The sequence below is a fragment of the Sphingobacterium spiritivorum genome (assembly GCF_016724845.1).
Classification (GTDB): Bacteria; Bacteroidota; Bacteroidia; order Sphingobacteriales; family Sphingobacteriaceae; genus Sphingobacterium; species Sphingobacterium spiritivorum_A.
In genome coordinates this window covers 4987487-5012846 of record NZ_CP068082.1, presented here as the reverse complement: position 1 = coordinate 5012846, position 25360 = coordinate 4987487, and the positions used below count along the sequence as shown (strand labels likewise).

Annotated in this window: 22 protein-coding genes; 19 read left to right on the top strand and 3 right to left on the bottom strand. The window is 37.4% G+C overall.

The genetic code is table 11. From position 1 onward, the window contains the following. Nucleotides 1-7: 7 nt before the first annotated feature. The 18 genes from I6J03_RS21465 to I6J03_RS21380 all read left to right on the top strand — a co-directional run bounded on the left by I6J03_RS21465 (nt 8) and on the right by I6J03_RS21380 (nt 19856). A complete protein-coding gene (locus I6J03_RS21465) occupies nt 8-970 on the top strand; it encodes an NAD-dependent epimerase/dehydratase family protein (protein ID WP_003006184.1) in 963 nt (320 codons plus the stop codon). Nucleotides 971-973: 3 nt separating this feature from the next. Next, complete coding sequence (locus tag I6J03_RS21460) at nt 974-2500, top strand: lipopolysaccharide biosynthesis protein (protein ID WP_201693975.1); 1527 nt, start codon at nt 974-976, stop codon at nt 2498-2500. A gap of 72 nt (nt 2501-2572) precedes the next feature. After that, nucleotides 2573-3553 (top strand): glycosyltransferase family 2 protein, encoded by a 981-nt coding sequence (locus I6J03_RS21455; RefSeq protein ID WP_003006175.1) that lies wholly within the window; start codon nt 2573-2575, stop codon nt 3551-3553. After that, on the top strand, nt 3550-4431 hold the full coding sequence (locus I6J03_RS21450; protein WP_003006172.1) for a glycosyltransferase family 2 protein: 882 nt from the start codon (nt 3550-3552) through the stop codon (nt 4429-4431). The genes I6J03_RS21455 and I6J03_RS21450 overlap by 4 nt, the downstream gene beginning before the upstream one ends. Nucleotides 4432-4473: 42 nt before the next feature. Beyond that, entirely contained in the window at nt 4474-5304 is an 831-nt protein-coding gene (locus I6J03_RS21445) for a hypothetical protein (protein ID WP_003006169.1), read from the top strand. Nucleotides 5305-5426: 122 nt separating this feature from the next. Further along, nucleotides 5427-6512, top strand: a complete 1086-nt coding sequence (gmd, locus tag I6J03_RS21440) for a GDP-mannose 4,6-dehydratase (protein ID WP_003006166.1) — start codon at nt 5427-5429, stop codon at nt 6510-6512. A 10-nt stretch (nt 6513-6522) separates the two neighbouring features. Beyond that, a complete protein-coding gene (locus tag I6J03_RS21435) occupies nt 6523-7527 on the top strand; it encodes a glycosyltransferase family 2 protein (RefSeq protein WP_003006162.1) in 1005 nt (334 codons plus the stop codon). A 111-nt stretch (nt 7528-7638) separates the two neighbouring features. Next, on the top strand, nt 7639-8808 hold the full coding sequence (locus I6J03_RS21430) for a hypothetical protein (protein WP_201693974.1): 1170 nt from the start codon (nt 7639-7641) through the stop codon (nt 8806-8808). Next, the gene (locus I6J03_RS21425) at nt 8808-9944 is read left to right on the top strand and encodes a glycosyltransferase family 4 protein (RefSeq protein WP_003006154.1); all 1137 of its coding nucleotides are present in this window, start codon (nt 8808-8810) and stop codon (nt 9942-9944) included. Before I6J03_RS21430 ends, I6J03_RS21425 begins: the two co-directional genes overlap by 1 nt. After that, the gene (locus I6J03_RS21420; RefSeq protein ID WP_003006151.1) at nt 9941-11083 is read left to right on the top strand and encodes a glycosyltransferase; all 1143 of its coding nucleotides are present in this window, start codon (nt 9941-9943) and stop codon (nt 11081-11083) included. Before I6J03_RS21425 ends, I6J03_RS21420 begins: the two co-directional genes overlap by 4 nt. Before the next feature lie 13 nt (nt 11084-11096). Further along, nucleotides 11097-12215, top strand: coding sequence for a glycosyltransferase (locus I6J03_RS21415; RefSeq protein ID WP_201693973.1), 1119 nt, complete (start codon nt 11097-11099; stop codon nt 12213-12215). Nucleotides 12216-12256: 41 nt separating this feature from the next. Beyond that, a complete protein-coding gene (locus I6J03_RS21410; protein WP_198137104.1) occupies nt 12257-12697 on the top strand; it encodes a S24/S26 family peptidase in 441 nt (146 codons plus the stop codon). Nucleotides 12698-12701: 4 nt separating this feature from the next. Beyond that, on the top strand, nt 12702-12977 hold the full coding sequence (locus tag I6J03_RS21405; RefSeq protein ID WP_003006140.1) for a PqqD family protein: 276 nt from the start codon (nt 12702-12704) through the stop codon (nt 12975-12977). A gap of 1 nt (nt 12978) precedes the next feature. Continuing rightward, nucleotides 12979-14076: a nucleotidyltransferase family protein gene (locus I6J03_RS21400; RefSeq protein WP_003006138.1), complete on the top strand. Its 1098-nt coding sequence runs from the start codon at nt 12979-12981 to the stop codon at nt 14074-14076. Continuing rightward, nucleotides 14061-15701, top strand: a complete 1641-nt coding sequence (locus I6J03_RS21395; protein WP_003006135.1) for an ABC transporter ATP-binding protein — start codon at nt 14061-14063, stop codon at nt 15699-15701. The genes I6J03_RS21400 and I6J03_RS21395 overlap by 16 nt, the downstream gene beginning before the upstream one ends. A 10-nt stretch (nt 15702-15711) precedes the next feature. Next, entirely contained in the window at nt 15712-16653 is a 942-nt protein-coding gene (locus I6J03_RS21390; RefSeq protein WP_003006132.1) for a hypothetical protein, read from the top strand. Further along, nucleotides 16650-17453, top strand: coding sequence for a polysaccharide biosynthesis/export family protein (locus tag I6J03_RS21385; protein ID WP_003006129.1), 804 nt, complete (start codon nt 16650-16652; stop codon nt 17451-17453). The genes I6J03_RS21390 and I6J03_RS21385 overlap by 4 nt, the downstream gene beginning before the upstream one ends. 9 nt (nt 17454-17462) lie before the next feature. Continuing rightward, on the top strand, nt 17463-19856 hold the full coding sequence (locus I6J03_RS21380; protein WP_003006127.1) for a GumC family protein: 2394 nt from the start codon (nt 17463-17465) through the stop codon (nt 19854-19856). Nucleotides 19857-20489: 633 nt separating this feature from the next. On the opposite strand, the gene I6J03_RS21375 is transcribed toward I6J03_RS21380, so the two are convergent. Genes I6J03_RS21375 through I6J03_RS21365 form a run of 3 tightly spaced genes read right to left on the bottom strand, consistent with a single transcriptional unit; the run spans nt 20490 to nt 23508 of the window. Then, nucleotides 20490-22076 carry a hypothetical protein gene (locus I6J03_RS21375; protein ID WP_201693972.1) on the bottom strand — a complete coding sequence of 529 codons (1587 nt, stop codon included), beginning with the start codon at nt 22074-22076 and terminating at the stop codon, nt 20490-20492. A gap of 24 nt (nt 22077-22100) precedes the next feature. Then, nucleotides 22101-22286 (bottom strand): hypothetical protein, encoded by a 186-nt coding sequence (locus I6J03_RS21370; protein WP_201693971.1) that lies wholly within the window; start codon nt 22284-22286, stop codon nt 22101-22103. A gap of 37 nt (nt 22287-22323) precedes the next feature. Further along, complete coding sequence (locus I6J03_RS21365; protein WP_003006119.1) at nt 22324-23508, bottom strand: OmpA family protein; 1185 nt, start codon at nt 23506-23508, stop codon at nt 22324-22326. Between the two features lie 664 nt (nt 23509-24172). On the opposite strand from I6J03_RS21365, the gene I6J03_RS21360 reads away from it, so the two are divergent. After that, the gene (locus I6J03_RS21360; protein WP_003006116.1) at nt 24173-25339 is read left to right on the top strand and encodes a glycoside hydrolase family 27 protein; all 1167 of its coding nucleotides are present in this window, start codon (nt 24173-24175) and stop codon (nt 25337-25339) included. Nucleotides 25340-25360 lie beyond the last annotated feature (21 nt).

Here is a 25360-nt window from a genome sequence, read left to right as displayed (position 1 = left end):
TCTGCTGATGAAAATAGTGGTAGTAGGAGGTTCCGGTTTTGTAGGAACACAACTGATCGATCTTTTATTAAAAACTACAAGTTACCAAATTGTAAATGTAGATAAGAATGAAAGTAAAAGATTTGCGGATATAACCGTATTAACGAATATTCTTGACAAAGAATTATTGTGCAACCGCTTGTCAGGATCTGATATAGTGATTCTATTGGCTGCTGAACATCGGGATGATGTAAGTCCCACATCCCTTTATTACGATGTAAATGTGCAGGGGATGAAAAATACGTTGCAGGCTATGAAGACTAATGGAATAAAACGTATCATTTTTACCAGTTCGGTAGCTATATACGGCCTGGACAAAGATAATCCGGATGAATCTTTTTCTGCAGATCCTTTCAATCACTATGGTAAGAGCAAGTGGCAGGCAGAGGAGGTCCTTCAGGAATGGTATAAATCGCATCCGGATTGGAACATAAATATTGTACGGCCTACTGTTATTTTCGGAGAGGGTAACCGTGGAAATGTATACAATCTGTTGCAACAGATTGCCAGCGGAAAATTTATGATGATAGGAAGAGGTAATAATCAAAAATCGATGTCCTACATCAGAAATATTATTGCTTTTATTCAATTTCTAATAGAACAAAAAGGGCAGGGGTATAACGTATATAACTACGTAGATAAACCTGATTTTACAACAAATGATCTGGTATTTCACACTGGAAATATTCTGAATAAAAAAATTCCGGCAACGCGTATTCCATACTGGTTGGGAATGTTGGGAGGATACGGTTTTGATGTATTGGCCTGGATAACCCGTAAAAAGCTCAATATCAGTTCTGTAAGAGTGAAAAAGTTTTGTGCTGTTACACAATATAATTCTACAAAAGCGATGGATTCAGGGTTTGTACCACCTTATTCTATGGAAGAAGGGTTGAGGAGAATGTTAACCGAAGAGTTTGAAAAGGGATAAGGAATGGATAAGAAAAGGTTTGTGATTAATCTAATGTCAAATTTTCTGAGTGTCATATCCGGATTAGGACTATCCTTTTTTTTAACTCCTTACTTGGTGGAAACGTTAGGAAAGGAAGCTTACGGATTTTATCCGCTCTCCAATAATTTTGTGATGTATGCGGGAATAATTTCTACGGCATTAAACTCTATGGCAGGTCGATATATAACCATCAGTTTGGAACAAAAGGATATGCAGAAAGTGAACGTTTATTTTAATTCTATTCTGTTCGGTAATATTGTGATTTCACTGTTTTTTATATTACTTGGTACACTTTTCTGTTTTTTTATAGACTCTATACTTCATATACCAGTTACACAGCTGAAAGATGTTAGGTATTTATTTATACTTATATTTTTAAGTTCGATCATCACTGTATCTTCTTCTGTTTTTTCTGTTGCAGCATTTGCATTAAATAGATTAGATAAGCTGGCTATTCAGAGTATAATTGTCAATATTCTTAAATTAGTAATTATCATTACTTTATTTTGTTTTTTCACACCCAAAATTTATTTTTTGGGTTTAATCACTGTTATAAGTTCCCTCTATTTTTTTTACGCAAATTATAAAGTTACACGAAGGTTATTACCTGAAGTGTACCTAAGTATCTCCGTTTTTTCCAGAAGTGCACTGATGCTGCTGGTCGGAGCAGGGATATGGAATTCTGTCTTAGCCTTATCAAATGTTATTAATAGTCAATTGGATCTACTGATAGCAAATCGATTTTTTGAATCTTCCGGTATGGGGACACTATCATTGACAAAATTTGTCCCGAACTCCATTCAAGTCTTATTGGGTATTATAGTACCTATATTTCTACCGGAAATGATCAAGGCTTATGCTAATAATGATAAGCAAAAAATGAAGGAAATTATGAGCTTTTCATTTAAGATCATCTTTTTAGTCGCATTAATACCAATGGCTGTATTTTTTGTTTATGGAGGTGAGTTTTTCAAACTGTGGCTACCAGGTCAGGATTATCAATCCCTTCATTACATCTCTATTTTAACACTGACACCTCTTATTGTACATGCAACTATAGAAACAGCAAATCTAGTTTTTATAGTTACCAATAAATTAAAAATCGCTTCTTTTTGGGGGATTTCTTCATCACTGCTCTATTTTTTATTGGTAATAGTATTATGCAAATATAGTGGTTTAGGGCTTTATTCAATTCCGGTTGCCGCATTATTTACAGGGCTTATCAGTCATTTGGGATTTACACCATGGTATACATCCTTATGTCTGGGTGAAAAGAGGAGTTACTTTTTTATAGAAATGGTTAAAGGCCTCTTTGGGTTTGTACTCCTGATATTAATCTCTTATCTGTGGAAGTATTTTGATCTGATTCACATTAATTCATGGATGAGCTTCATGTTGAACATGTTAATTATTGGTAGCATCCTGTTGATTGTATCTGTTACAGCAAGATTCAATAAAAAAACGATTCTATATATGATGCAGAAGTTATTAGTAAGAGTAAAAGTATAATGAATATAATTCGGTTAAAAATGTGTCTTAATGAAGTTGTACACTTTAGAAATGGTATAAAAACTAAGTGAAATGAAAGAAGAGTATAAAGTTTCGGTAATTATACCAGTATTTAACGTAGAATCATTTATAGAAAGATGTAGTCGCTATTTATTTAAGCAGACTTTAAAAGAAGTGGAATATATTTTTATTGACGACTGTAGTCCGGATAATAGTATAGCCATATTACAACAGATTGTTGAAGAATTTCCAATACGGAAAGGAGACGTAAAGATTATTAGACATGAAAAAAATCTTGGATTACCATCTGCCCGAAATTCAGGGCTACAGATAGCTAAAGGAGAGTATGTATTTCACTGTGATAGCGATGACTGGTTAGAAGAAAGCGCATTAGAAGAGATGTACATCAAAATTAAATCCGAAAATGCTGATATCGTATGGAGTGATTTTTATTATACATACAAAAATTATGAAACGCTAGCACAACAATCTATCGTAGAAAACTCTGAAGAATGTATTAAAGCATTGATGTCGGAAAAAATACATGGTGGAGTCTGGAATAAAATGTACAAAAGAGATCTTTTTTTGATAAACGATGTGAAGTTTCCTGATGGACGAGATATGTGGGAAGATTTATACACTAATTTTCGTTTATTCTATTATGCAAAAAAAGTGGTGTATATACCAAAAGCATTTTATCATTACAATCAGGATAATATAAACTCTCTTGGTAGAAATCTAAACAATAAAAAATTAGCTGACATTTTTAATAATACAGATGCTACAGTCCAATTTTTTGAAGACCAACAGGCTCACCAATATACACATGAGATAAACTTTCTGAAGCTCGCTGCCAAGCAGACTCTGCTGTTTACATGTAATATAGAGAGTTTTATAAAGTGGAGAGAAATTTACCGGGAATCCAATCGGTACATTATGAAATTCAAGGCATTACCTTTTCATTTGAGAGTATTAGGCTGGGCGGCCACAAATAAAAAATGGGCACTGATTAATGTTTGGATATTTCTAAAAAATAGAAAGTATAAATCATGAAAATCGCTGTATTAATAACTGTGTTTAATAGGGTCGAAAAAACCTTGTTGTGTATGAAAAGCCTGTTTGAAGCAGAAAGGACCGGAATGGCAATCGATTTTAAGGTTTTCATGACAGATGATGGTAGTACTGACGGTACAACTAAAATAATAAAAGAAGCTTTTCCGATGCAAAATATTGAAATTTTAGAAGGTAACGGACAACTTTTTTGGAATGGTGGAATGATTAATTCATGGACGGCTGCGATCAGAGAAGGAGTCTTTGATGGTTATTTATGGCTTAATAACGATAGTATTATTCTCCCGAACATCTGGACCGAATTAGTGGCAGCAGATAAGTATGCTAAAACGAAGTTTGGAAAGGGAGGAATTTACGTAGGTTCTACTTATAACAAGGAAAAAAACGGACTTAGTTACGGAGGGTTTGATTTTATTAATAAATGGACTTTAAGGGATAAGTTCTTAATTCCTGACGGTAGCTTTCAACATTGTGAGGCAGCTCATGGAAATATTACATATGTATCCAAGGATGTAGTAAAGGAGAAGGGAATCTTTTGCGATAAATATATTCATAGTGGAGGAGATCATGATTATTCTTATTTAGCTCATAAAGATGGCTTTCCGGTTTTTATATTAAGAGAATATGTCGGTATATGTGAGAATGACCATATAGAAAAAGATGGATCAGATTTTAAAAAACTATCGTTAAAAGAACGATTTAACTACTTAAAATCACCATTAGGTTTTAATCTGCATAATACATTGCTGTTTAATCGTCGTTGTTTTCCATATCGTTATCCATTTGTTTGGCTGGCAGGCTACGGAAAAGCATTATTTCCAAAAATATTTTTCTATGCGTACCAGAGAAATCGCCGATAAAATAAGGAGTGTATATACATTATATTAAATACTAAGTAAGCAATGCCAGTTATTTTTATTTCATACGCAGATAACAGAATGGCCTATTCTTTAAAGAGAATTGGGAAACAAGCCAGAAAGCTAGGAATTTTTGATGAAGTATTGTTATACACCCCTGCAACATTGCCGCATTACATAACATCCTCTCCATTAATGCAGTACGAACGGGGGGGCGGATATTGGGCATGGAAACCGGCGATTATATGGAATACTCTTCAAAAATATGAAGATGGAACTATAGTTATTTATGCAGACGCGGGTTGTTCTCTTTATAAATCTGAAGACTGGAATTTGTATTTCAGTTTATTAAAGCAATATCATACGATTTGTTTTGAATATAAAGATCAAATGCCGGAATGGGAGCAATTTGGACAGACTTCTACAAAGATAAAGTATTGGACTAAAAAGAAGACACAGCTTTATTTTAACAATATATTAAATGCCAATTATGGCGAAAAATACAATAAGATATTAGGAGGTGTCATCTTTTGTTCTGGACGAGAGAATGAGTTTATAAAACAATGGCTGGATATCACCTTACATCAGCCTGAGCTTATAATCGATCCTACAGAAGAAGAGTTGCAGACAGAATATGATTTCCTGGTTGATCACAAACACGATCAATCCGTGATTACACCATTAGCACACATACACTCAGGCGTCATCATACTGGAAGAAAAAGCAGAAACTGCAGTACATGCAGCCATAGTAGCTTCCAGAATAAGGGCTCAGGATTATAAACAATATCTGAAACTTATGTTCAAATTAAAGATGAGATCTTTACTGGGCTCAGATTTATACAATAATGTAAAGAGAAAATTAAAAGGCAGTTAATAGACAAAAGATAGCTCTTTACTGCAGGCATATAATTCGGCTATTATAACAATTAGTAATATATCCGGATTAATCAAAAAGACTCAAAACTAATAGTGATCAGGTAAAACTGGAAAAAATATATGAATACTAAAGTAGCATTAATAACAGGTGTCACAGGACAGGATGGTTCGTATTTAGCCGAATTGTTGTTGGAAAAGGGCTATATGGTACACGGTATCAAGAGAAGAGCTTCTTCCTTTAATACACAGCGTATAGATCATTTGTACATGGATCAGCACGAACAACATGTTAATTTTAAACTCCATTATGGTGATTTGACAGATTCTACCAATATTATCCGTGTTATACAAGAAGTGCAGCCTGACGAGATATACAATCTGGGGGCTATGTCGCATGTCAAAGTTTCATTCGACTCGCCTGAATATGTAGCAAATGTAGATGGTTTGGGTACTCTACGTATTCTGGAAGCTGTGCGTATTTTGGGGTTGGAAAAAAAGACGAGAATTTATCAGGCTTCTACTTCCGAACTATATGGTGGTCTGGCTGAAAATAAAAATGATAAGGGTTTTTATGATGAGAAGTCGGCTTTTTATCCACGTTCACCTTATGGAGTTGCTAAGATATACGGCTTCTGGATCACCAAAAATTATCGTGAAGCGTACCATCTCTATGCCTGTAACGGCATTTTATTTAACCATGAATCCCCAAGAAGAGGAGAAACTTTTGTGACGCGTAAAATTACAATGGCGGTAGCTGCTATTGCATTGGGAAAGCAAGGGTGTTTATATCTCGGTAATCTCAACGCGCAAAGAGATTGGGGACATGCAAAGGATTATGTTGAAGCCATGTGGCGTATTCTGCAACAGGAGAAGGCTGATGATTATGTTATAGCAATGGGCATAACGACTTCTGTCAGAGAATTTGTACGAATGGCATTTGCTGAGGTAGGAATAGAGTTATTATTTGAAGGTGATGAAGAAAATGAAATAGCGCGTGTGAAATCATGTAATAACCCTGATTATCTACTGGAAATTGGTAAAGTAGTGGTGAAAGTAGATCCGCAATATTATCGTCCTACGGAAGTAGATTTACTCATAGGGGATCCTTCAAAATCCAAAACTCAGTTAGGCTGGCGGCCCAAATATGATTTGCCATCTCTTGTACAGGAGATGGTGCAGGTGGACATTATATTGGCTAAGGGATAATAATAGCGAAATGTTAAAAAGAGATATGGAAAATTCTGTTTCGATTATCATTCCTGTATTTAATGCAGATCAAAATCTGAAGGACTGTATTAATTCTCTGTTGAATCAGACATATAAAAATCTGGAAATTTTATTCATTAATGATTGCAGTATAGATAATAGTATTCAGATTATTGAAAGCTTTAAAGAGGCTTTGTTAGAAAAATATGGAAGAGTACAGGTTTTATCCCATAGTTATAATAAGGGAGTCGCAGCAGCGAGAAACACTGGATTAGATAATGCTACAGGAGACTATATATATTATGTAGATGCGGACGATTATATTGATCATGATGCTATTGAACAATTGGTCAATGAAGCTATTAAAGAAAATGCTGATATAGTTGGATGTAACTGGAATCTCACATTTAGTAAAAATGAAAGAACAATGAATCAGCCGCATTTTACGAGTCCATTAGAAGCAATAGAAAAAATGCTTTATGGAGTGATGCGCTGGAATCTTTGGATGTTTTTGGTGAAAAGAGATTTGTACACTAAAAATGAAATACAATTTATACCTGGACAAAATATAGGAGAGGATATGCTTGTGATGTTTAAACTTTTTGTTAATGCTCAAAAAGTTTGTTTTTTAAATAAAGCTTTATACCACTACAGACAAGATAATGCTAGTTCTTTAACAAAAACACAATCAGATACCCATCTTCAACAGGTCACATTTAATGTATCCGAAGTGGAGAAATATCTGCTCAAAAGTAAATATCGTGAAGAGATAGAGGGATTGATTAATTTTTTTAAATTGAATATTAAATTACCAATGCTTATTTCAAATAATTCTGAAAATTATAAAGCTTGGTTGAATTGGTTTCCTGAAGCCAATGTCTCTATTAACATGAATCCATTATCTTCTTTGAGAACTAAATTTATACAGAACGCTGCTGCAAAACGTCAATTTTGGTTATTGAAGCTATATTATTACTGTATTATTCGATTTGTTTATGGTATTGTATATAAGTAATCTTTTTTGAAAATGAAAATTTTGTGTATTGTGCTTATGGTATGCCTTACCAGTTGCTTTTATTTTCCTTTTAATTTTTCTTTTCTACCATCTGTAAATACGAAGTTAATTTTGGCAGCAATGGGGATTCCTTTTTTCGTATATCATATGATAAAAACAGGAGGATTCTTTTTGTCCAAAGAATTAGTTATAGCATCAATGATAGCTGTTGTATTCTCATTGATGGGAAACTTTTCTGTTGAATATAATAACACGAATGATTATGCATATACAAGCTATATTATATCAATGTGGATATGGTTTCTCGGTTCGTACACCATAATTGCTTTCATAGGGTTAGTTCATAAGTATCTGTCATTCAGGTTGCTGGCTAATTACCTGATCGTAGCTTGTGTATTACAATGTATTCTGGCACTGCTGATTAACTTTATACCAGACTTTAAACTTTTTGTAGATACTTATTTTATTACAGGTAATCTGGAATTCTTAAATAGAGTTAAGAGACTTTACGGTATTGGAGCTCACTTAGATGCTTCAGGGGGGCGTTTTGCAGTCGTACTATGTATGATATCTATATTGTTATGTAATAATGATAAAGTTAAGCATAGTAGTGTGAGTATAGTGTTGTATACTTTATCATTCATTATAATATCCATTATTGGAAATGTGATTTCAAGAAGTACAACAATTGGTATGGTTGGAGGAATTGTATATTATCTTTTATTCGGGACGGATGTATTTAAATCTAATGTTAGAGTACAGAATCTAAAGCTTATGCAAATAATGGTAGTTTGTTTAATACTATTAGGTGTTATTACAAGCTATTTCTATAGTACAAACCAAGATGTTTTTAAATTACTGAGATTCGGTTTTGAAGGTTTTTTTAACTGGATCGAAACTGGAACATGGGAAACTGATTCAACTGAAAAATTGAAAACGATGTGGGTATTTCCCGATCATTTAAAAACCTGGATTATTGGTGATGGATACTTTGAAGACCCTAACAAATCGGGGTACTTTTATATGAATACAGATGTAGGTTATCTACGTTTTATTTTTTACTGTGGAATAATAGGACTTACTCTGTTCTCTATCTTTTTTATTTATTTATCATATGCACTACAATACAGATTTGCAAATATAAAACACCTATTTATTGTTCTGATCATTCTTGTATTTATTAATTGGTTAAAGGTATCAACAGATTTTTTTTTAGTGTATGCTTTTTTGCTTTCCATGAGTAGTCCTTATTTGTACAATACATATTACAGGGAAGAGTAATGAAAATAGTCTATAACATTGTCGGCACTTTTAACTCCGGAGGAATGGAGAGAGTACTGGCCAATAAAGCAAATTATCTGGTACGTCAGGGATATGACATCAGTATTATTACGACAGATCAGAAGGGCCGCAGCCCATACTTTACTTTAGATCCCCGTATAGATCAGCATGATCTGGGCATAAATTATAAGGATGACCTGGAGAAAGGACTGTTGACCAGACTGGTAACATATTTTAGAAAACAGAAAAAGCATAGAAAAGCATTAGGCACTTTGTTGAAAAAATTGAATGCAGATATCGCCATTTCCATGTTTGACCATGACGGATCTTTTTTACATAAAATTAAAGATGGCAGTAAGAAAGTGATGGAGATTCATTTTTCCAGATACAAGCGTATACAATACAACAGAAGAGGCATATGGAAATGTATAGATAAGTATCGTGCCGTACAGGATTTGAATATTGTAAAGGGTTATGACAGCTTTGTTGTCCTCACACAAGAAGACAAGGCGTATTGGGGAGATATGCCTCATATGACCGTTATACCCAATGCAAACAGCTTTGTGCCAGAACAGCAGGCACTTTTGAAAGAAAAAAATGTGATTGCAGTGGGACGCTATGATTATCAAAAAGGATTTGACAATCTGATCCGTATATGGCAACAGGTTCATCAGGTTCATCCAGACTGGATGCTCAATATATATGGACAAGGGCCGTTAAAACAACATTTACAGCAACTGATTGATGAATTAACCCTTTCGGAAGTCATCCACCTGTGTGCACCAGTCAAAAATATTCAAAAGGAGTATATAAATAGTTCTGTACTGGTTATGACTTCCCGCTATGAAGGTTTTGGTCTGGCTTTGACAGAAGCCCAGTCCTGTGGCGTGCCTTTGGTCGCTTATGCCTGCAAATGCGGGCCACGGGATATTATTGATTCCGGACGTAACGGTTTCTTAATCGAAGAAAAGGATAGTGAAGATTTTGTGAAAAAGATAAATCTGTTAATAGAAAACGAAGATCTGCGATCGGAGATGGGTAAGCATGCATGGGAAATGTCAGAGCGCTATTCCGAAAAAGTTATTATGAATAAATGGTTAAACCTATTTAATGATCTTTCAGGTAAATCAAGATGAAAACAATTGTCATATCAGCGGTAAATCTGGTGGAAGCTGGCACACTGGCGATTCTCCGGGACTGCTTGCAGTATCTCTCGACAATGGCAGAAAATGGAGAATACAAGGTTGTCGCGCTTGTGCATAAAAGAGAACTGGCTGATTTTCCGGGTATAGAATACATTGAAACACAATGGCCAAAAAAAAGATGGATAAACCGGATATGGTTTGAATACATATCTATGAAGAAAATCAGTAAACAATTGAGTCCGGTTTATCTGTGGTTTTCTCTGCATGATACTTCACCGAATGTCGTAGCAGAGTATAGAGCTGTGTACTGTCACAGTCCGTTTGTATTTTATAAATGGAAATGGAAAGAACTGTTCTGGACGCCGAAGATCGTCCTTTTTGCGCTGTTTACTAAATATATCTACGGAATTAATATTCATAAAAACCGGTATATCGTTGTGCAGCAAAACTGGTTCAGAAAAGGTATGCTGAATATGTTTACGTTAGATAATGGCAGCGTTATCGTAGCACCTCCGCCTGCCTCAAAAACACTGAAACAAGTGGTTGCCAAAGATTGTGGTATTTTATTTCAGGATTATTCCTTTATATATGCTGCATCACCCAACAGTCATAAAAATTTTGAAGTGATTTGTAAGGCTGTAGAAGAGATTGAGACAATATATGGAAACCAAAATTTTAAAGTTTATATCACCGTTAAAGGAGACGAAAATGCGTATGCCAGATGGTTATATAAAAACTGGGGAAACCGTTTTGAATCGCTGGTTTTCGTTGGTTTTCTTTCAAAGGATATCTTACTCGATTATTATCAAAAGTGTGATTGTCTGATCTTTCCTTCCAAAGTAGAAACGTGGGGATTACCTGTTTCCGAATTTGCGGCTTTTGATAAACCCATGCTGTTGGCAGACGTTCCTTACGCTTATGAAACTGCAGGAGGAAGTCAGAAGACTGCTTTTTTTGATCCGGCAGATTACAAAGAGTTAAGCCACCGGATGTATCAATTGATTCATGGTGAAAATTCCTTCCTGAAGCCTGTTCCTAAAAATGAAATTGAAAGGCCTGTTGTTGAGTCCTGGGAAAGATTATTTGATATGCTTCTGGCAGAAGCAGAGGTTATAACTCTTAACAGATAGTTTGATGGAGAAGATGAACATATTACAAGTAGGTAAATTTTATCCTGTACGCGGTGGAGTAGAGAAAGTAATGTATGATCTGATGTCTGGTCTGTCCGCACAACAGATAAACTGTGATATGTTATGTGCAGCTACTGAAGATTATCCTGCCGGAAATATTATCCTCAATAAATATGCTAAATTAATGATCATTCGTACCCGGTTTAAGTTTGCAGCAACAATGATTGCACCAGGGATGATCAGCAAGCTACGGAAGATCGCAAATCATTATGATATTATACATATCCATCATCCCGATCCGATGGCCTGCCTGGCACTTTATATGTCCGGATACAAAGGCCGGGTTGTATTACATTGGCACAGCGATATTGTCAAACAAAGGACTCTTCTTAAGCTCTATAATCCCTTGCAAAACTGGCTTATCGGACGGGCGGATCTTATTGTAGGAACCAGTCCGGTATATGTACAGTTTTCCTCTTTTCTCACAGCAGTACAGGATAAGGTAGATTACATACCTATCGGAGTGCTGCCAGTGATTGCTAATGAGGAGAAAGTCTTAGCTATTAAAAATAAATATCCGGGTAAGCGAATTGTTTTTTCGCTCGGGCGTCTGGTAGAATACAAAGGATATGAGTACCTCATACGTGCAGCACAAAAACTGGATAACAGCTATCAGATCGTCATCGGGGGTAAAGGGCCTTTGATGAAAATGCTAAAAGATCTTATCCTACAGTTGAATGTACAGGACAGAGTCGAACTGGTCGGTTTTATCTCAGACGAAGAACTGTCTGCATATTACGAAGCGTGTGATATATTCTGTCTCAGCTCTATACAGAAAACCGAAGCGTTTGCCATTGTGCAGATAGAAGCAATGTCTTGCGGGAAGCCAGTTATATCCACTGATATTCCGGGGTCAGGCGTGAGTTGGGTGAATAAGGATGAAGTATCAGGTTTGATTGTAGATGTTGAAGACGCTGATCAGTTGGCACTTGCAATTGAGGAAATATGTGAAGATGAAAAACTCAATCAAAAATTTCAGCAGGGAAGTAAAGAGCGTTACGAAACTATGTTTACCCGCCAGTCTATGGTAGACCGATGTGTAAGATTATATCGTCAGTTGTTGATGAGTTAAGGTTTCAAGATATGATAATATCAGATAAAAATAAGTACATAATGGATAACGAGCTGTTTTTTGAACAGGTAAGACAATTATTGGATAATAACAAGACTGTCAAAATACCAGTTACTGGAACCAGCATGTTACCATTTTTAAAGCCTGCTGATCATGTGGTGTTGCAGAAAGTATTTGGACCTGATTTAAGGTGCGGAAACATTGTTCTTGCAACATGGAATAACACCTATATCCTTCACCGTATCGTATGGAAAGAAGTCGGAGGGAAGAGAATCAGATTGGCTGGAGACGGCAATCTTGTTCAGGTAGAAAATATCTGTTTATCAGATATACTCGCTGTAGCTGGTATGGCCTGTCGTGGAGAAAAGAAGATAAATATAGACTCGACTTTATATACATATATGGGACTGATGTGGTATAGACTGCGTTTTATCCGCCGTGTATGTAGTAAAATAAGAAAACTTTTAAAAGAACGTAAATAGAAAGATGATGAGATTGAGAACAGATATCCGTTTGAGGAAGATCGGTGAGGAATATATTATCGTTGATCCCGGTCAGGACATGGTTGATATGTCCAAAGCTTATACACTTAACGAAACAGCAGCATTTATATGGAATGAATTACAAAATATTGAATTTTCTGTTTCGACAATTGCAAAATTATTACAGGATAATTATAATTTAAGTCCGAAAACAGCTAATCAGGATGCAAACGAGTTGATGAAGCAACTTCAAAGTGAAGGCTTGCTAAAAGATATCTGACATGATAAAAAATAAAGTAACAGAAGTATTCTTTAAACTTTTGCGGTCAGGTCTTTGGAGTACACCTGTTGACCAAGATAATGCATTTTCCTTATCAAATGAGGAGTGGGAAGAATTATTTGTATTGTGCGTAAATCAAACTGTGGAGGCTATAGTATTTGATGCTTTCGAACATCTTAATTCTTCATTTCTGCCTCCTAAGGAAGTATTAATCAAGTGGGTGGTAAGAGTCGAGAAAACAAAACAGCGAAACACCGTAATGAATTCTGTGATCAATGAACAGCTTGCTTTATTCCAGAAATCAGGCATTCAAGCTATTTTACTAAAGGGGCAGGGGCTTGCTACGTTATATGATAATCCTGATAGCCGTACCTGTGGTGATATTGATTGGTACTTTTCCAACGAAGAAGAATACAATATGGCCTGTCAGCTTGTACAAAATATGCAGATAGAAATATACAAGACAGCCGGTTACAGCACATGTTATGTATGGAAAGGAATCGAAACAGATCATCATCAGCGTATTTTTGATATCTATAATCCATTCTGCAGATCTTATCTTAAAGAATTGGAAAATAAAGAATCCAGAAACAACATACATGTACGTGCAAAAGACAGCACATGGACGCTACCGGCGCCTGTATTGAATATCTTGCAGGTGAATTCTCATATTCTGAAGCATCAATTGTCTTTTGGTATAGGTCTTCGTCAGCTCTGTGATGCGGCCCGGTTATATTATGTACATCACCATTATCTGGATGGAGTATATCTGAAGAAAGTATATACCAAGGTAGGAATTATCAGATGGATATATCTGCTGCATGATATATTACACAGGTATATCGGACTTCCAAAAGACTATTTACCCTTTGATACATCGCCTAAATATCCGGCTGATTGGATGATGGCCGATATGTTAAGATCCGGCAATTTCGGGTTTCATGATCATAAGTTTCAGACAGATAATGATCAACAGACTTTCCGGAAGAGTAAGACACAAAGAATTGCAGGTAATTTTTTTAAATATGTACAATATGCACCGATAGAGGCGATTAGTTTTCCGCTGGTACAATTGTATTCAGGATGGAGAGTCAGATAATGGTAAACGGAGGTGTCATTGGTCATATGAGGTGGGCATGGTCTTTTGCAAAACCACAGCGCTTGCAGTTGCTCTTGTTTTTTTGTCTGGAAATCTGTGTTATCATCTTATCTCTGGTATTTGTATACTGGTCTAAGCGAGCTGTAGATCTGGTAATGGATAAGAATACAACAACATGGAAGCTTGCACTTATTTTGGTCATAAGCAGCGTTTTATTGGGATTAAGTGCAAAAATTTATTCAGAATGGCTTAATGAAAAAATACGCATGAAGATGCTGATCCGGTTACAGAATAAAGTCATTAAATCTCAGATGACAATCATATGGAAATATATAAAAAGATGGAATACCGGCGATATTCAGGTTCGTATACATACGGATTGTAATGAAATCATACAGATGATAGCTTATTCCTCTCTGGCTTTTATACTGACCTTGATCAGACTGTTTGCATCATTTGGTTTTTTATGGCTTATGGATCCTATGCTAGCCATCCTTATTTTGGCTATTTCTCCTCTTTTTTTGTTTTCAAAACTATATTTCAAACGTTTGAGAGATCTGAATTCACAGCAAAAGAAAGCAGAGAGTGATCTTGGACATGTGGTGCAGGAAAATATCAGATTCAGAACTTCCATACAGGCATTAGGATTATATGATTTTCGCTGGAATAAAGTACAGCAAAGTCAACAGATGATCCACAGACTTAAACTTAGATTATTGAACTTCTCCGCTTTTTCTCAGGCTATACTGAAAATAGCAGTCAATGCAGGGTTTCTGATCACATTTGTCTGGGGGGTATATCGTTTACGGACAGGTGAAATTTCATTTGGTACGATGACTGCATTTCTGCAATTAGTAGGACGCATTCAGTCTCCGATCATTTCTTTGATGAGCTTTGTCCCTCTTTTTATCCGATTCAGAATAGCATCGGACCGGGTCCGGGAATTACTGGATTCAGAGGTAGAAGAAGAAGCTATACCGGAATACCTATCTGATGTAAAATCTATACAGGTTGAAAATCTTAAGTTTAAATATGATGACCAGTTGATTATCAGTGATTTGTTTCTGAGGGTCAATGTGGGCGATGCGGTTGCTGTAATAGGCACAAGTGGTAAAGGAAAGACAACCCTGATCCGTTTGTTACTGGCATTGATAAAGCCCGATGAAGGCGAGATAAGGATCCATACAACTCAGGATAATTACCTGTTGACAAACAGACATCGGGCTAATATCGCTTACGTTCCGCAGGGAGATAAACTGTTTAGTACCACAATACGTGAAAATCTGACAGGAGGACATGATGAGGTAACTGCTGTACAGATCCATAGAGCACTGTATCTGTCCTGTGCTGAATTTGTCTATGATCTTCCGGATGGTCTGGATACAATCATAGGTGAGTCAGGCTATGGTTTGTCAGAAGGACAGGCCCAACGCATTGCTATAGCCAGAGCTATGATGGCAGAGCACAGTATCTGGCTTTTTGATGAAATTACTTCTGCTTTAGATACAAGTACAGCACAAGAATTATTTAACAGATTGACAGAAGCAGGGAAAGACAAAATTATTGTGTTTGTTACGCACGATCTGGTGCTGGCGAGACAATGTAATCAACAAATATATATTTAATGTAGAAAATATGATAGATAGCGGACACAGCAACCGACAGAGTCAGCGAACAGTTTATTTTCGAATAGCAGAACATACACTTAAGCTGATTCTGCCAGTGGATATTGATCTGAAGCTGGCATTACCCACATTTGCAGATTTTTATGTAAAGAATCCATTTAATGGTCAATACAATATGACTATCCGGATTACAGATGCAGATACGTCGCTGGATGTGGGTGAACTGAAAACGCTGACTAATACTTCAATTGTGTGGGAGGATAACTTTGAGTTTGCAGAGGCAGACAAATGTTATGTCACCTCTGTCAGAAGTAAAGCCGACAGCCGGCATTGGATGATGTACAGTACAAAAGATTTTGCGCATTCGGTTATCAATATAGTACGTGAAGAGCTCTATTCCAGTTCTATACTGAGCTGGTTGCTGATGGTTGTTTATGGACAAGCGATTCTGCCATTTCAAACCGTGATGATCCATGCTTCTGTAGTTGAAAAGGATGGAAATGCCTTTGCATTTTTAGGAAAAAGCGGTACAGGAAAAAGCACGCACAGCAGACTATGGATACAATATCATAAGAATACAACCTTGCTTAATGATGACAATCCTGTCATACGTATCTGTCCGGACGGAAAGATAAGGATATACGGATCACCATGGAGTGGCAAAACAGATTGCTATAAAAATAAAGGGCTGCCATTATTGAGTGTGGTACGGCTAAAACAGTCTCTATATAATGAGATGAACTGGAAATCCGGAGTTGAAGGGCTGATAACAGTATTGCCCAGTTGTTCCTCTATACGCTGGAACAGAGTGCTGTTTGATCATATGACGACTACTCTTGAATATATTATTCAGCAGCTTCCGATAGGAGTGTTAGATTGCCTGCCGGACAGGGCTGCTGCTGTATTGTGCTATAATGAAATAATTAACAAATATAAAATTCACGAAATATGAAAAGACTGATTTTTGCATTAATGTTATGCAGTGTCATAGTGTTAAATTCCTGTCTGGTTTCCAAAAGAATGGCCTATGTACAGGATATGGTGCCGGATTCAGCATACCGGATTCAGGAGGCACAGTTAACCCGTATCCAAAAAGGAGACCGCCTAAGTATCATTGTCAGTTCCAAAACCCCCGAACTTGCGGCACCGTTCAATATCGGAGAAGGAATGTATAATGTCAATGAGAAAGGAAATATATCTACTGCCGGGACAAGCCCCGCAGGTGCAAATATGGCAAAAGGCTATCTGGTAGATCAGGAAGGAGAAATAGATTTTCCGGTATTAGGTCCCATATCTGTAGAGGGGTTGTCTCTGGAGGAGCTTAAAGAGTTGATTCGCAGGAAACTGATAGACGGCAGATTGATCAATGAACCTATTGTAAGAACCGAATTACTCAACTTTAAAGTTAATGTAATGGGGGAGATAAACCGGGTAGGTGTATTAGATGTACCGGATGGATCGATCACCCTTTTTGATGCAGTTTCCAGGGCTGGAGGACTGACTACAAATGGTGCGCCTAATAAAATAGCTGTCATCCGCGAAGAAAATGGAGTAAGGAAAATGACAATCAATGATATACAATCCGAAGCCGTATTCCAGTCCCCGACATATATCCTCAAGCAGAATGATATTGTATATGTTATGCCCCGGGGAGGCACAGTAGGAGCTAAAGAACAACAAAGCTGGCAACTAATATCCACAGGTATCGGACTTGTTGGTTTGCTTATTTCTACACTAATCCTTTTAAAATAGCAGATAATAATGGTAAATAATCAAATAACACAGAATATAACAAAGGCAGATAAATCGGTCAATATTATTGACCTGTTTAAGTATTTAATGATACATTGGAAATGGTTTGCGCTTTCTGTTTTGCTTTTTGGAGGGTACTATTATTACCAGTATAGCCGTTCCACCTTTATGTATAGAAGCTCTGAAATGGTAATGATCAAGACTCCTATGAATACACCGTCTACTGCCCGAATCACACGGACAAATTCTGCCTTTAATTCAGTAAGTGTGGCAGGAGAAATATTACAGTTGAACTCAAAGGAACTTATGAGAAGGACAATTGATCGTCTGAATGCAGATGTGAGTTATGTAATCCGTAACGGACTAAGGGATCAGGAGCTTTATACACAAAGTCCGGTAAAAGTAACCTGGATGGATAAGAAACCGGATCAAAGCTTTTCATTTACGCTTACCCCGTTGGATGGCAAATATGTATTGCTCAAAAAATGGAGTAACGGAGACAGAGCAAAAGAGTTAAAGATTGAACTGAATAAAGAAAGTAATACTCCGGTAGGCAGGATAGTAGTCACAGCTGAAAAACAATTCACAGCATCAACAGTGGGTGAAGACATACAGGTGACCAAATACGCCCATGAAGCAATGGTTGGCTATATTATGGGTAATCTTAAGATCCAGCAAATGGAAGAAGATGCTTCTTTATTACAAATTACATTGGAAGATCAGTCTATCAAAAGGGCGAATGATATAATCACCACATTGATAACCGTGTACAATGAATTCTCGTTGGAAGATAAGAATCAGATCGCTATTAATACCGCTCAATTTATCAGAGAACGTTTGCAGATTATTGAAAGTGAACTTGGAAATGTGGAGAATAATATTGAGCAACTTAAGACAGCCAATCAGGGGGTAGATGTGAATGTTGCCGGAGAGATGTATTTATCGGAATCCAGGCAGCACCTGGAAGAACGAAACAAATTGGAAACCGATATCAGGCTGGTAGATATGATGCGTAGTCACCTGGACAATAAGACCAAAAGAAATGAACTCATTCCCAGCAATACAGGATTGGTCGAAGCCAATATTGAAAACCAGATTACGGATTACAATACAACATTGCTTCGCAGAAACCGCTTAGTAGAAGGCAGTAGCACAGAGAACCCTATAGTACAGGATCTGGACAAAGCTTTGGGTGCAATGCGGGGAAATATAGATCGGGCTGTAGAAAATGCTACTGAAGGTCTTAGGGTAAAAATGCAGAAGGCAAGGAGCGAAGAACAGCAGGCAAGAGGTAAGGTGATTCAGATGCCTCAGAAGCAGAGAATTATGCTTTCGGTAGAAAGGCAACAGAAAGTAAAGGAAGAACTGTACGTGTTCTTGCTTAATAAACGGGAAGAGAACGCTTTGAATAAGGCGATGACCGATGACAATATCCGAATTATAGACCCTGCATCAGGCTCCGATGCACCTGTATATCCAGTGCGCTTCAAGAAGGTAATGACTGGTGTCGGAATAGGGATTGTGCTGCCTGCAGCTGTTCTTTTGTGTCTGTTGATATTCAATACCGGAGTCCGCGGAAGGCAGGATATAGAAAGTGTACTGGATATCCCATTTCTTGGAGAGATACCGCAGGCTGGAAAAAGAAAAACAGATAGCAATAAGGTATTAGTCAGTAAGACTGGTCGCGATGTACTTACAGAGGCCTTCCGCATAATAAGGACAAATATTGGTTTTATGTCGAGAAATGGAAATTCTCCTCAGGTGATTACGTTTACATCATTCAGTATCGGAGCAGGTAAAACCTTTACAGCCCTAAATCTGGCTGCTACCTTATCTTTTCTGGATAAAAAGATTTTAATATTGGATCTGGATCTTAGAAAGGGGACCATCAGTTCCAGAGTCAATGTAAAAAGTGCACTTGGTGTAAGTCATTATCTATCGAATAGTCAGGTAGCTATTGACGATATTATATGCAAAAGTGGGATAGCAGATAATGTAGATATCATCTCCATAGGAATGGTAGCGCCCAATCCCGTTGAATTGTTATTAGGCAAGAGACTGGATGAGCTTATAGCTGACCTTAGAAACAGGTATGATTATATTATTGTAGATGGAGTACCTGTGGGACTTGTCGCTGATGCGAGTATTGTCAACCGGATTTCGGATCTGACTATATTTATGGTCCGTGTAGGCAAAATGGACAGAAGGCAATTGCCCGAAATTGAAAAAATACGTCAGGAAGGCAAACTTTCCAATATGTCTGTCATTCTGAATGGACTGAAACAAGGTCGCAGGGGATATGGGTACGGATATGGATACGGATACGGATATGGTTACGGATACAGCAATGAAAAAAGACACAATTTATTTTCTTCATTATTAGAAAAGATAAAAGGTCTATAAGCGATACAAAACACTGCGTCAGTTGGCGTCCCCGCCAACTGCTTATACAATAAATTCTCTCCTTTCTAAGGAGAGATGCCTGCAGGGCAGAGAGGTTTAGCAAGAAGCTGATAAAGTAATAAGGCTAAAAGTTGTATAAGCGATACAAAACACTGCGTCAGTTGGCGTCCTCGCCAACTGCTTATACAATTAATTCTCTCCTTTCTAAGGAGAGATGCCTGCAGGGCATAGAGGTTTAGCAAGAAGCTGATAAAGTGATAAGGCTAAAGTTGTATAAGCGATACAAAACACTGCGTCAGTTGGCGTCCCCGCCAACTGCTTATACAATTAATTCTCTCCTTTCTAAGGAGAAATGCCTGCAGGGCAGAGAGGTTATTCAAGAAGTTGATAAAGTGATAAGGCTAAAAGTTGTATAAGCGATACAAAACACTGCGTCAGTTGGCGTCCCCGCCAACTGCTTATACAATTAATTCTCTCCTTTCTAAGGAGAGATGCCTGAAGGGCATAGAGATGATTTCTAGTACAACTTAAAGAAAGAAGAAGGCTGATCTTATTTTTATTTAAGATCAGCCTTAATAGTTAGTATAATATAAGTGATGCCAGTCATTAGACAGCACTTATATCTTAGTGTTATTATCTGTCAAGTACACACCGGATGTTGTAATACGAACCGCTAAGTATATAATCATCTACTTTTGGTTTACTGTTATTAACAATGTATAAAATACTGGCCTGAAAAGGGTAACTGCCAATTGTTGTATAATCTGTAGTCCAATATCCTCCTGTAGTCCCTATAGTTAGTGTACTGCCATCCTTGTTAAATTGTACCCATTTACTGCTGGCATTCTGACGAAATCTGTCATATCCTATGAAATTTGATCCAAAACTTGACGCTGACTCATATGTCGTAGATGAATTAGCTAAAGGAAGTAAAGTGTTATATTCAGCAGCGGTAGGCATACGCCATGTATTGAGAGGAAGTACATTTTTACATGGGTCTACCAGATTACGAGGATCATATGTAGTTGGGTAAGGTTTAATGCTCATCCAGTTCCAGCCATCCGTTCTGGCGTACTGACTAGCCGCATTTATCGGTCTAGGAGTTGTATCTTCATTTCTGATTTTATATACACCATTTTCATAATAGAGATTTCCGGTAGCCCAGTATACACCACTCACGATCGTAACATCCAGAATATTGATATTTGCAATCATCTCTTTACCTACAGCAGGTACTATCGTGTTTGCAAAATTTACTGTTTTGTTGGATGCGGTAAGTGGCCCTACTGTCAGATTCGCAATATTTACCTGAAAGTTCGATATCGCAGATCCGCTTGGAAGTGTGTAAAACGAAGATGACACAATGTTATTGGGAAGAGTTACATTTATGGCCGATACACTATGTTGTCCGGTTATATTATAAGCGAGTGCACCACTTGTCGTATTAAGTGTTACAGTACCTTTATTAAAATACGCTGCGTTATTCAGAGCTGCATTCAGTACAGTAATAGCATCAGTCCTTGAACTGGCATCAAAGCGTACGGTTACCTTAGCCAGTGCATGCTTGAATGTGATAGGTACCTGCACGTCTACTGCTGAGCCCTGACCCGGAGTACCTGGAACAGTTACCGTATTGGAGCCGCTGCTGGCAATAAGCAAATCCTTGTCATATGACGGTGTAAATACAGGATTAGCTTCGTTTGGTAGTACTGGTACATCCGCAGCTTCATTATAAGAGTAAGCATACCATTTATAAGTGCCTCCCTTTACGACATCTATTTTGGCCGCTTCTGCCTGTGCCCCTGTCGCGCTGGCTGTTGCCTGCACAGATCCGACCACTGCACCTGTCGTAGCATTCACTACGACTACTCTGTACTTGTATCCGTCAGTCATATTGGCAGCACGTTGTTTACTGTTGGATGGTTCTGTCTGAGTTTTGATCGGACCTGAAGTAACAGATACTTCGGCACTGATATTGCCTAGCTGCAACAGCTGGCTTTCGCTGTCTGTATTAGTTTGGGGTAATGATGCCTGATATTTTGACGGAGTACCATCGGAGGCTTCCTCAATACCATTTATTGAAAAGGCTAACTGAGCCACCTGATCCGGTGAAATCTGTTTTTCTACCTCTTTTTTAGCACAACTACTTAAAATCAGCAGGCTGAATGAAAAGAGTAAAACTCGTGTATAGGTTTTTATTTTATTATTCTTAGTGTACATAACTTGTATTAATGATTAATAATCTTAAAATGTTAAATCTCTGCTTTCTGTGTCTGTAGTCCAGTCCTCTACCTGTGGATTTGCTGAATTGGTTCCTGTTCCTCCCGGTACTAACCTTGCAGATGAGGCTGCTATACCTTGCTCCAGCTCTATAGTATTGCTAATAATAGCTGGCGAGATGTAGTCTGTTTTATTTTTTTTATTCATCATGTTATAATTTTTATATAGTTTTTAATGTGGATATTAATTATTCTGCAAATGCAATCACTGCGCGGCTTAGTTTAGGATCATTATAATACATGTTATCTACACCTCCGGCCGCTACAGTGGTCAGTTGTCTTGCCGGTACAGCAAATTCATTGACCAGTATACTTTTTACAGCTTCAGCACGAGCTATACTCAGACGCTGGTTGATTTCTGGTGTTCCTGTTCCTTTATCAGCATATCCGGTGATCCGGTATATGACCTGAGCATCACCCTCCTTAATTACTTTTGCAAAGAAACCCAGATTCACACGGGTTTCGTTAGATATCTCACTGGTACCGATTTTGAAAGTGACCAGTATCGGCGCTGCCAGTACATTTTTATTCACGACGACGTTGGTCATGGATTTGTTGCCAGCTTCTTCCAGTTGTTTACTGAGTACATCGTTGTTTGCGGCTAGTTCATTTACCCTGCGACGCAGGGCATTGAGCTCCTCTTCATCGTAGCTGATGATAGTTGTCTTACTTTTGTCCCATCCACGCTTTTTGAATTTGTAGGTCAGTCCGATCAGTGCACTCAGCGTCCCTTCTTCTTTACGTCTGCCTGTTTCTCCGTCAAATCGGTCGTTGACCATACTTCCGCGAATATCCAGCGTCAGGTCCAGCGCCTCTGCCAGTCTGAACGTATTGTAGATACCCAGATTAGCACTTATTTCCCGCTGTTTTGGCTGATCATTAGTAATCATCCATCCCAGACCCAGATACGGACTTATATTGTAAATACGGTTTGCATTGTAGCCACTAAAAATATTAGACAGATTGAAGAGCATATCTCCGTAGACATGATAGTAATTGAATTTTTGTTTATCCAGCCATTTGGAAGCGTCATATACTTCTCCGGTAGAGTGGCTTCCGTTTTGGGTTAGTCCCTTGATCTGATAGCCTCCGGCACCCAGACGTAAGCCTAATCCGGGAGAAAACCATTTTCCAAGATGGAGACCAAAATGTGGAGTCAGGTTTTCAGATAAAGGTGCCTGTTTGTTGTGATCTCCGAAATAAACCTGAGCACCTGCTCCGGCTCCCAGAAACCAGTTGCTCCAGAAAGTATTCGTGATTACTTTGTATCTGTTGTTATCTGTAACAACGGTTGTATCTTTTCGGATAGTTTGCTGGCTATACCCAGTCAGAGAAATGCATAACGCAATAAAAAGTAAACTTATTATTCTCATATAATTTATATTTAATATTATTTATTATGTATGTTTTAAAAAGTCGAAAAAATCTATTTTTTGCATTATGCCTGTATTGTATCAGACATATTTAATTTAGTGTGTTGTGATAGGACAAAAATATGATTAGTGAGTTAAACTCGTAGAGGTGCTGTGTCTGAATTTTTATAGTCAAATCCGGAAAATATTGTTTTAAAACGTTTAAAAAGAGGTTGTGTGGAGGTATCTCTACAATTTTAACCTATACAATGAGGCTATTCCTTGATAGTTTCCGGGTATAAATGGTGATTTTTACAGGGAAAATATTGAAAAAGAGTTATTTAACGAAGCTTAAAAGTATACATGTTGACTGATAAATATGGCTAATTATCTTAATCTGCTATTGGATGCTTTTGTCGGAGAAGCTATTTCTTCTTTTATAAGTATCAAATATATTTGATACCTTGGGCATAAGCATTGAAAATTATCGAGTTATACAAGAGACTTTTTAATGTTTCATTTTTCTGTTGGAGAAAATATTAATTGATTATTGCCTGATTGCTATATATTATTTGTGAAAATTGCGGTTCTTCTAATTTTCAGACACTTCTGATCCGGTTATTATAGTTATGTAGAAAATAGTATGATTTTTTGCATTTGATTTAGAACTGTATATATTTATGTCATGAAATTTAAATTTTATGCCTTCTTTGTTGTCCTTTTAATGCAACTATGTCATTTAGATACTTATGGACAAGCTGTTAAAGCCCCGATAATGGGATGGAGCAGTTGGAATAGTTTCCGCATTAATATTGATGAAAAATTAATTAAAGAACAGGCAGATGCTCTGATTTCTTCCGGTTTGTATAAAGCGGGATATCGCTATATCAATGTGGATGATGGTTATTTCGGAGGGCGTGATAAGAATGGAAAACTCTACGTAGACAGCACAAAATTTCCTAACGGGATGGGGGCTATTGCAGCTTACGTACATAGCAAAGGTTTGAAGGCAGGATTATATTCTGAGGGAGGTAAGAATACTTGCGGATCGATATGGGACAATGATACCAAAGGTATTGGTGTCGGTATGTACGGACACGAAAAGCAGGATGCGGAATTATTTTTCAAAGAGTGGAATTTTGATTTTATTAAAGTAGATTGGTGTGGCGGACAGGAAATGAAATTAAATGAGGAAGAACAATATACGAAAATAGTTCATGCGGTTAAAGAGGCTAAGCCAGATGCCGGATTCAACCTGTGCCGTTGGCAGTTTCCGGGAGAATGGGCGCTCAAATTAGTAGATTCTTGGCGGATCTCAGGAGATATACGTAATAATTTTGCCTCGGTATTGGAAATCATAGACTTAAACAGAAATCTGTATAAATATTCCTCACCGGGACATTATAATGATATGGATATGTTGCAGGTTGGCAGAGGGATGAGCTATGAAGAAGATAAGACGCATTTCTCTATGTGGTGTATGCTCAATTCACCTTTGATGGCCGGGAATGATCTGCGCACGATATCCGAGCAGACAATAGAAATATTGACCAATAAAGAATTAATCGCATTGAATCAGGATAAGCTATTCTATCAGGCCAGAAGTGTTCTTCGTGAAGGTAATATAGAGGTCTGGGAGAAGCTGCTGTCAGACAAAAAGAAGAAAGCAATAGCTATAATGAACCGTGAGAACAGGGCTGTTGATTATACATTAGATGCGCGATCTGTTGGACTTACAGCAGGTAATAATATACGTGACCTCTGGTTACACCGTTCATTAGGTAAGATTGGGAAAGAACGAAAATTTACTATTCCTGCACATGGCATTGTAGTGCTGGAGGTCAGTATCTGATGCTGTAGTTCAGAATTCAGA

Coding starts and splice junctions, on each gene's coding strand:
- I6J03_RS21370 (WP_201693971.1), bottom strand. CDS start 22,286: ATGATGAATAAAAAAAATAAAACAGACTACATCTCGCCAGCTATTATT.
- I6J03_RS21455 (WP_003006175.1), top strand. CDS start 2,573: ATGAAAGAAGAGTATAAAGTTTCGGTAATTATACCAGTATTTAACGTA.
- I6J03_RS21380 (WP_003006127.1), top strand. CDS start 17,463: ATGGTAAATAATCAAATAACACAGAATATAACAAAGGCAGATAAATCG.
- I6J03_RS21365 (WP_003006119.1), bottom strand. CDS start 23,508: ATGAGAATAATAAGTTTACTTTTTATTGCGTTATGCATTTCTCTGACT.
- I6J03_RS21375 (WP_201693972.1), bottom strand. CDS start 22,076: ATGTACACTAAGAATAATAAAATAAAAACCTATACACGAGTTTTACTC.
- I6J03_RS21405 (WP_003006140.1), top strand. CDS start 12,702: ATGATGAGATTGAGAACAGATATCCGTTTGAGGAAGATCGGTGAGGAA.
- I6J03_RS21425 (WP_003006154.1), top strand. CDS start 8,808: ATGAAAATAGTCTATAACATTGTCGGCACTTTTAACTCCGGAGGAATG.
- I6J03_RS21395 (WP_003006135.1), top strand. CDS start 14,061: ATGGAGAGTCAGATAATGGTAAACGGAGGTGTCATTGGTCATATGAGG.
- I6J03_RS21465 (WP_003006184.1), top strand. CDS start 8: ATGAAAATAGTGGTAGTAGGAGGTTCCGGTTTTGTAGGAACACAACTG.
- I6J03_RS21450 (WP_003006172.1), top strand. CDS start 3,550: ATGAAAATCGCTGTATTAATAACTGTGTTTAATAGGGTCGAAAAAACC.
- I6J03_RS21435 (WP_003006162.1), top strand. CDS start 6,523: ATGTTAAAAAGAGATATGGAAAATTCTGTTTCGATTATCATTCCTGTA.
- I6J03_RS21420 (WP_003006151.1), top strand. CDS start 9,941: ATGAAAACAATTGTCATATCAGCGGTAAATCTGGTGGAAGCTGGCACA.
- I6J03_RS21410 (WP_198137104.1), top strand. CDS start 12,257: ATGGATAACGAGCTGTTTTTTGAACAGGTAAGACAATTATTGGATAAT.
- I6J03_RS21360 (WP_003006116.1), top strand. CDS start 24,173: ATGAAATTTAAATTTTATGCCTTCTTTGTTGTCCTTTTAATGCAACTA.
- I6J03_RS21400 (WP_003006138.1), top strand. CDS start 12,979: ATGATAAAAAATAAAGTAACAGAAGTATTCTTTAAACTTTTGCGGTCA.
- I6J03_RS21385 (WP_003006129.1), top strand. CDS start 16,650: ATGAAAAGACTGATTTTTGCATTAATGTTATGCAGTGTCATAGTGTTA.
- I6J03_RS21460 (WP_201693975.1), top strand. CDS start 974: ATGGATAAGAAAAGGTTTGTGATTAATCTAATGTCAAATTTTCTGAGT.
- gmd (WP_003006166.1), top strand. CDS start 5,427: ATGAATACTAAAGTAGCATTAATAACAGGTGTCACAGGACAGGATGGT.
- I6J03_RS21390 (WP_003006132.1), top strand. CDS start 15,712: ATGATAGATAGCGGACACAGCAACCGACAGAGTCAGCGAACAGTTTAT.
- I6J03_RS21445 (WP_003006169.1), top strand. CDS start 4,474: ATGCCAGTTATTTTTATTTCATACGCAGATAACAGAATGGCCTATTCT.
- I6J03_RS21415 (WP_201693973.1), top strand. CDS start 11,097: ATGAACATATTACAAGTAGGTAAATTTTATCCTGTACGCGGTGGAGTA.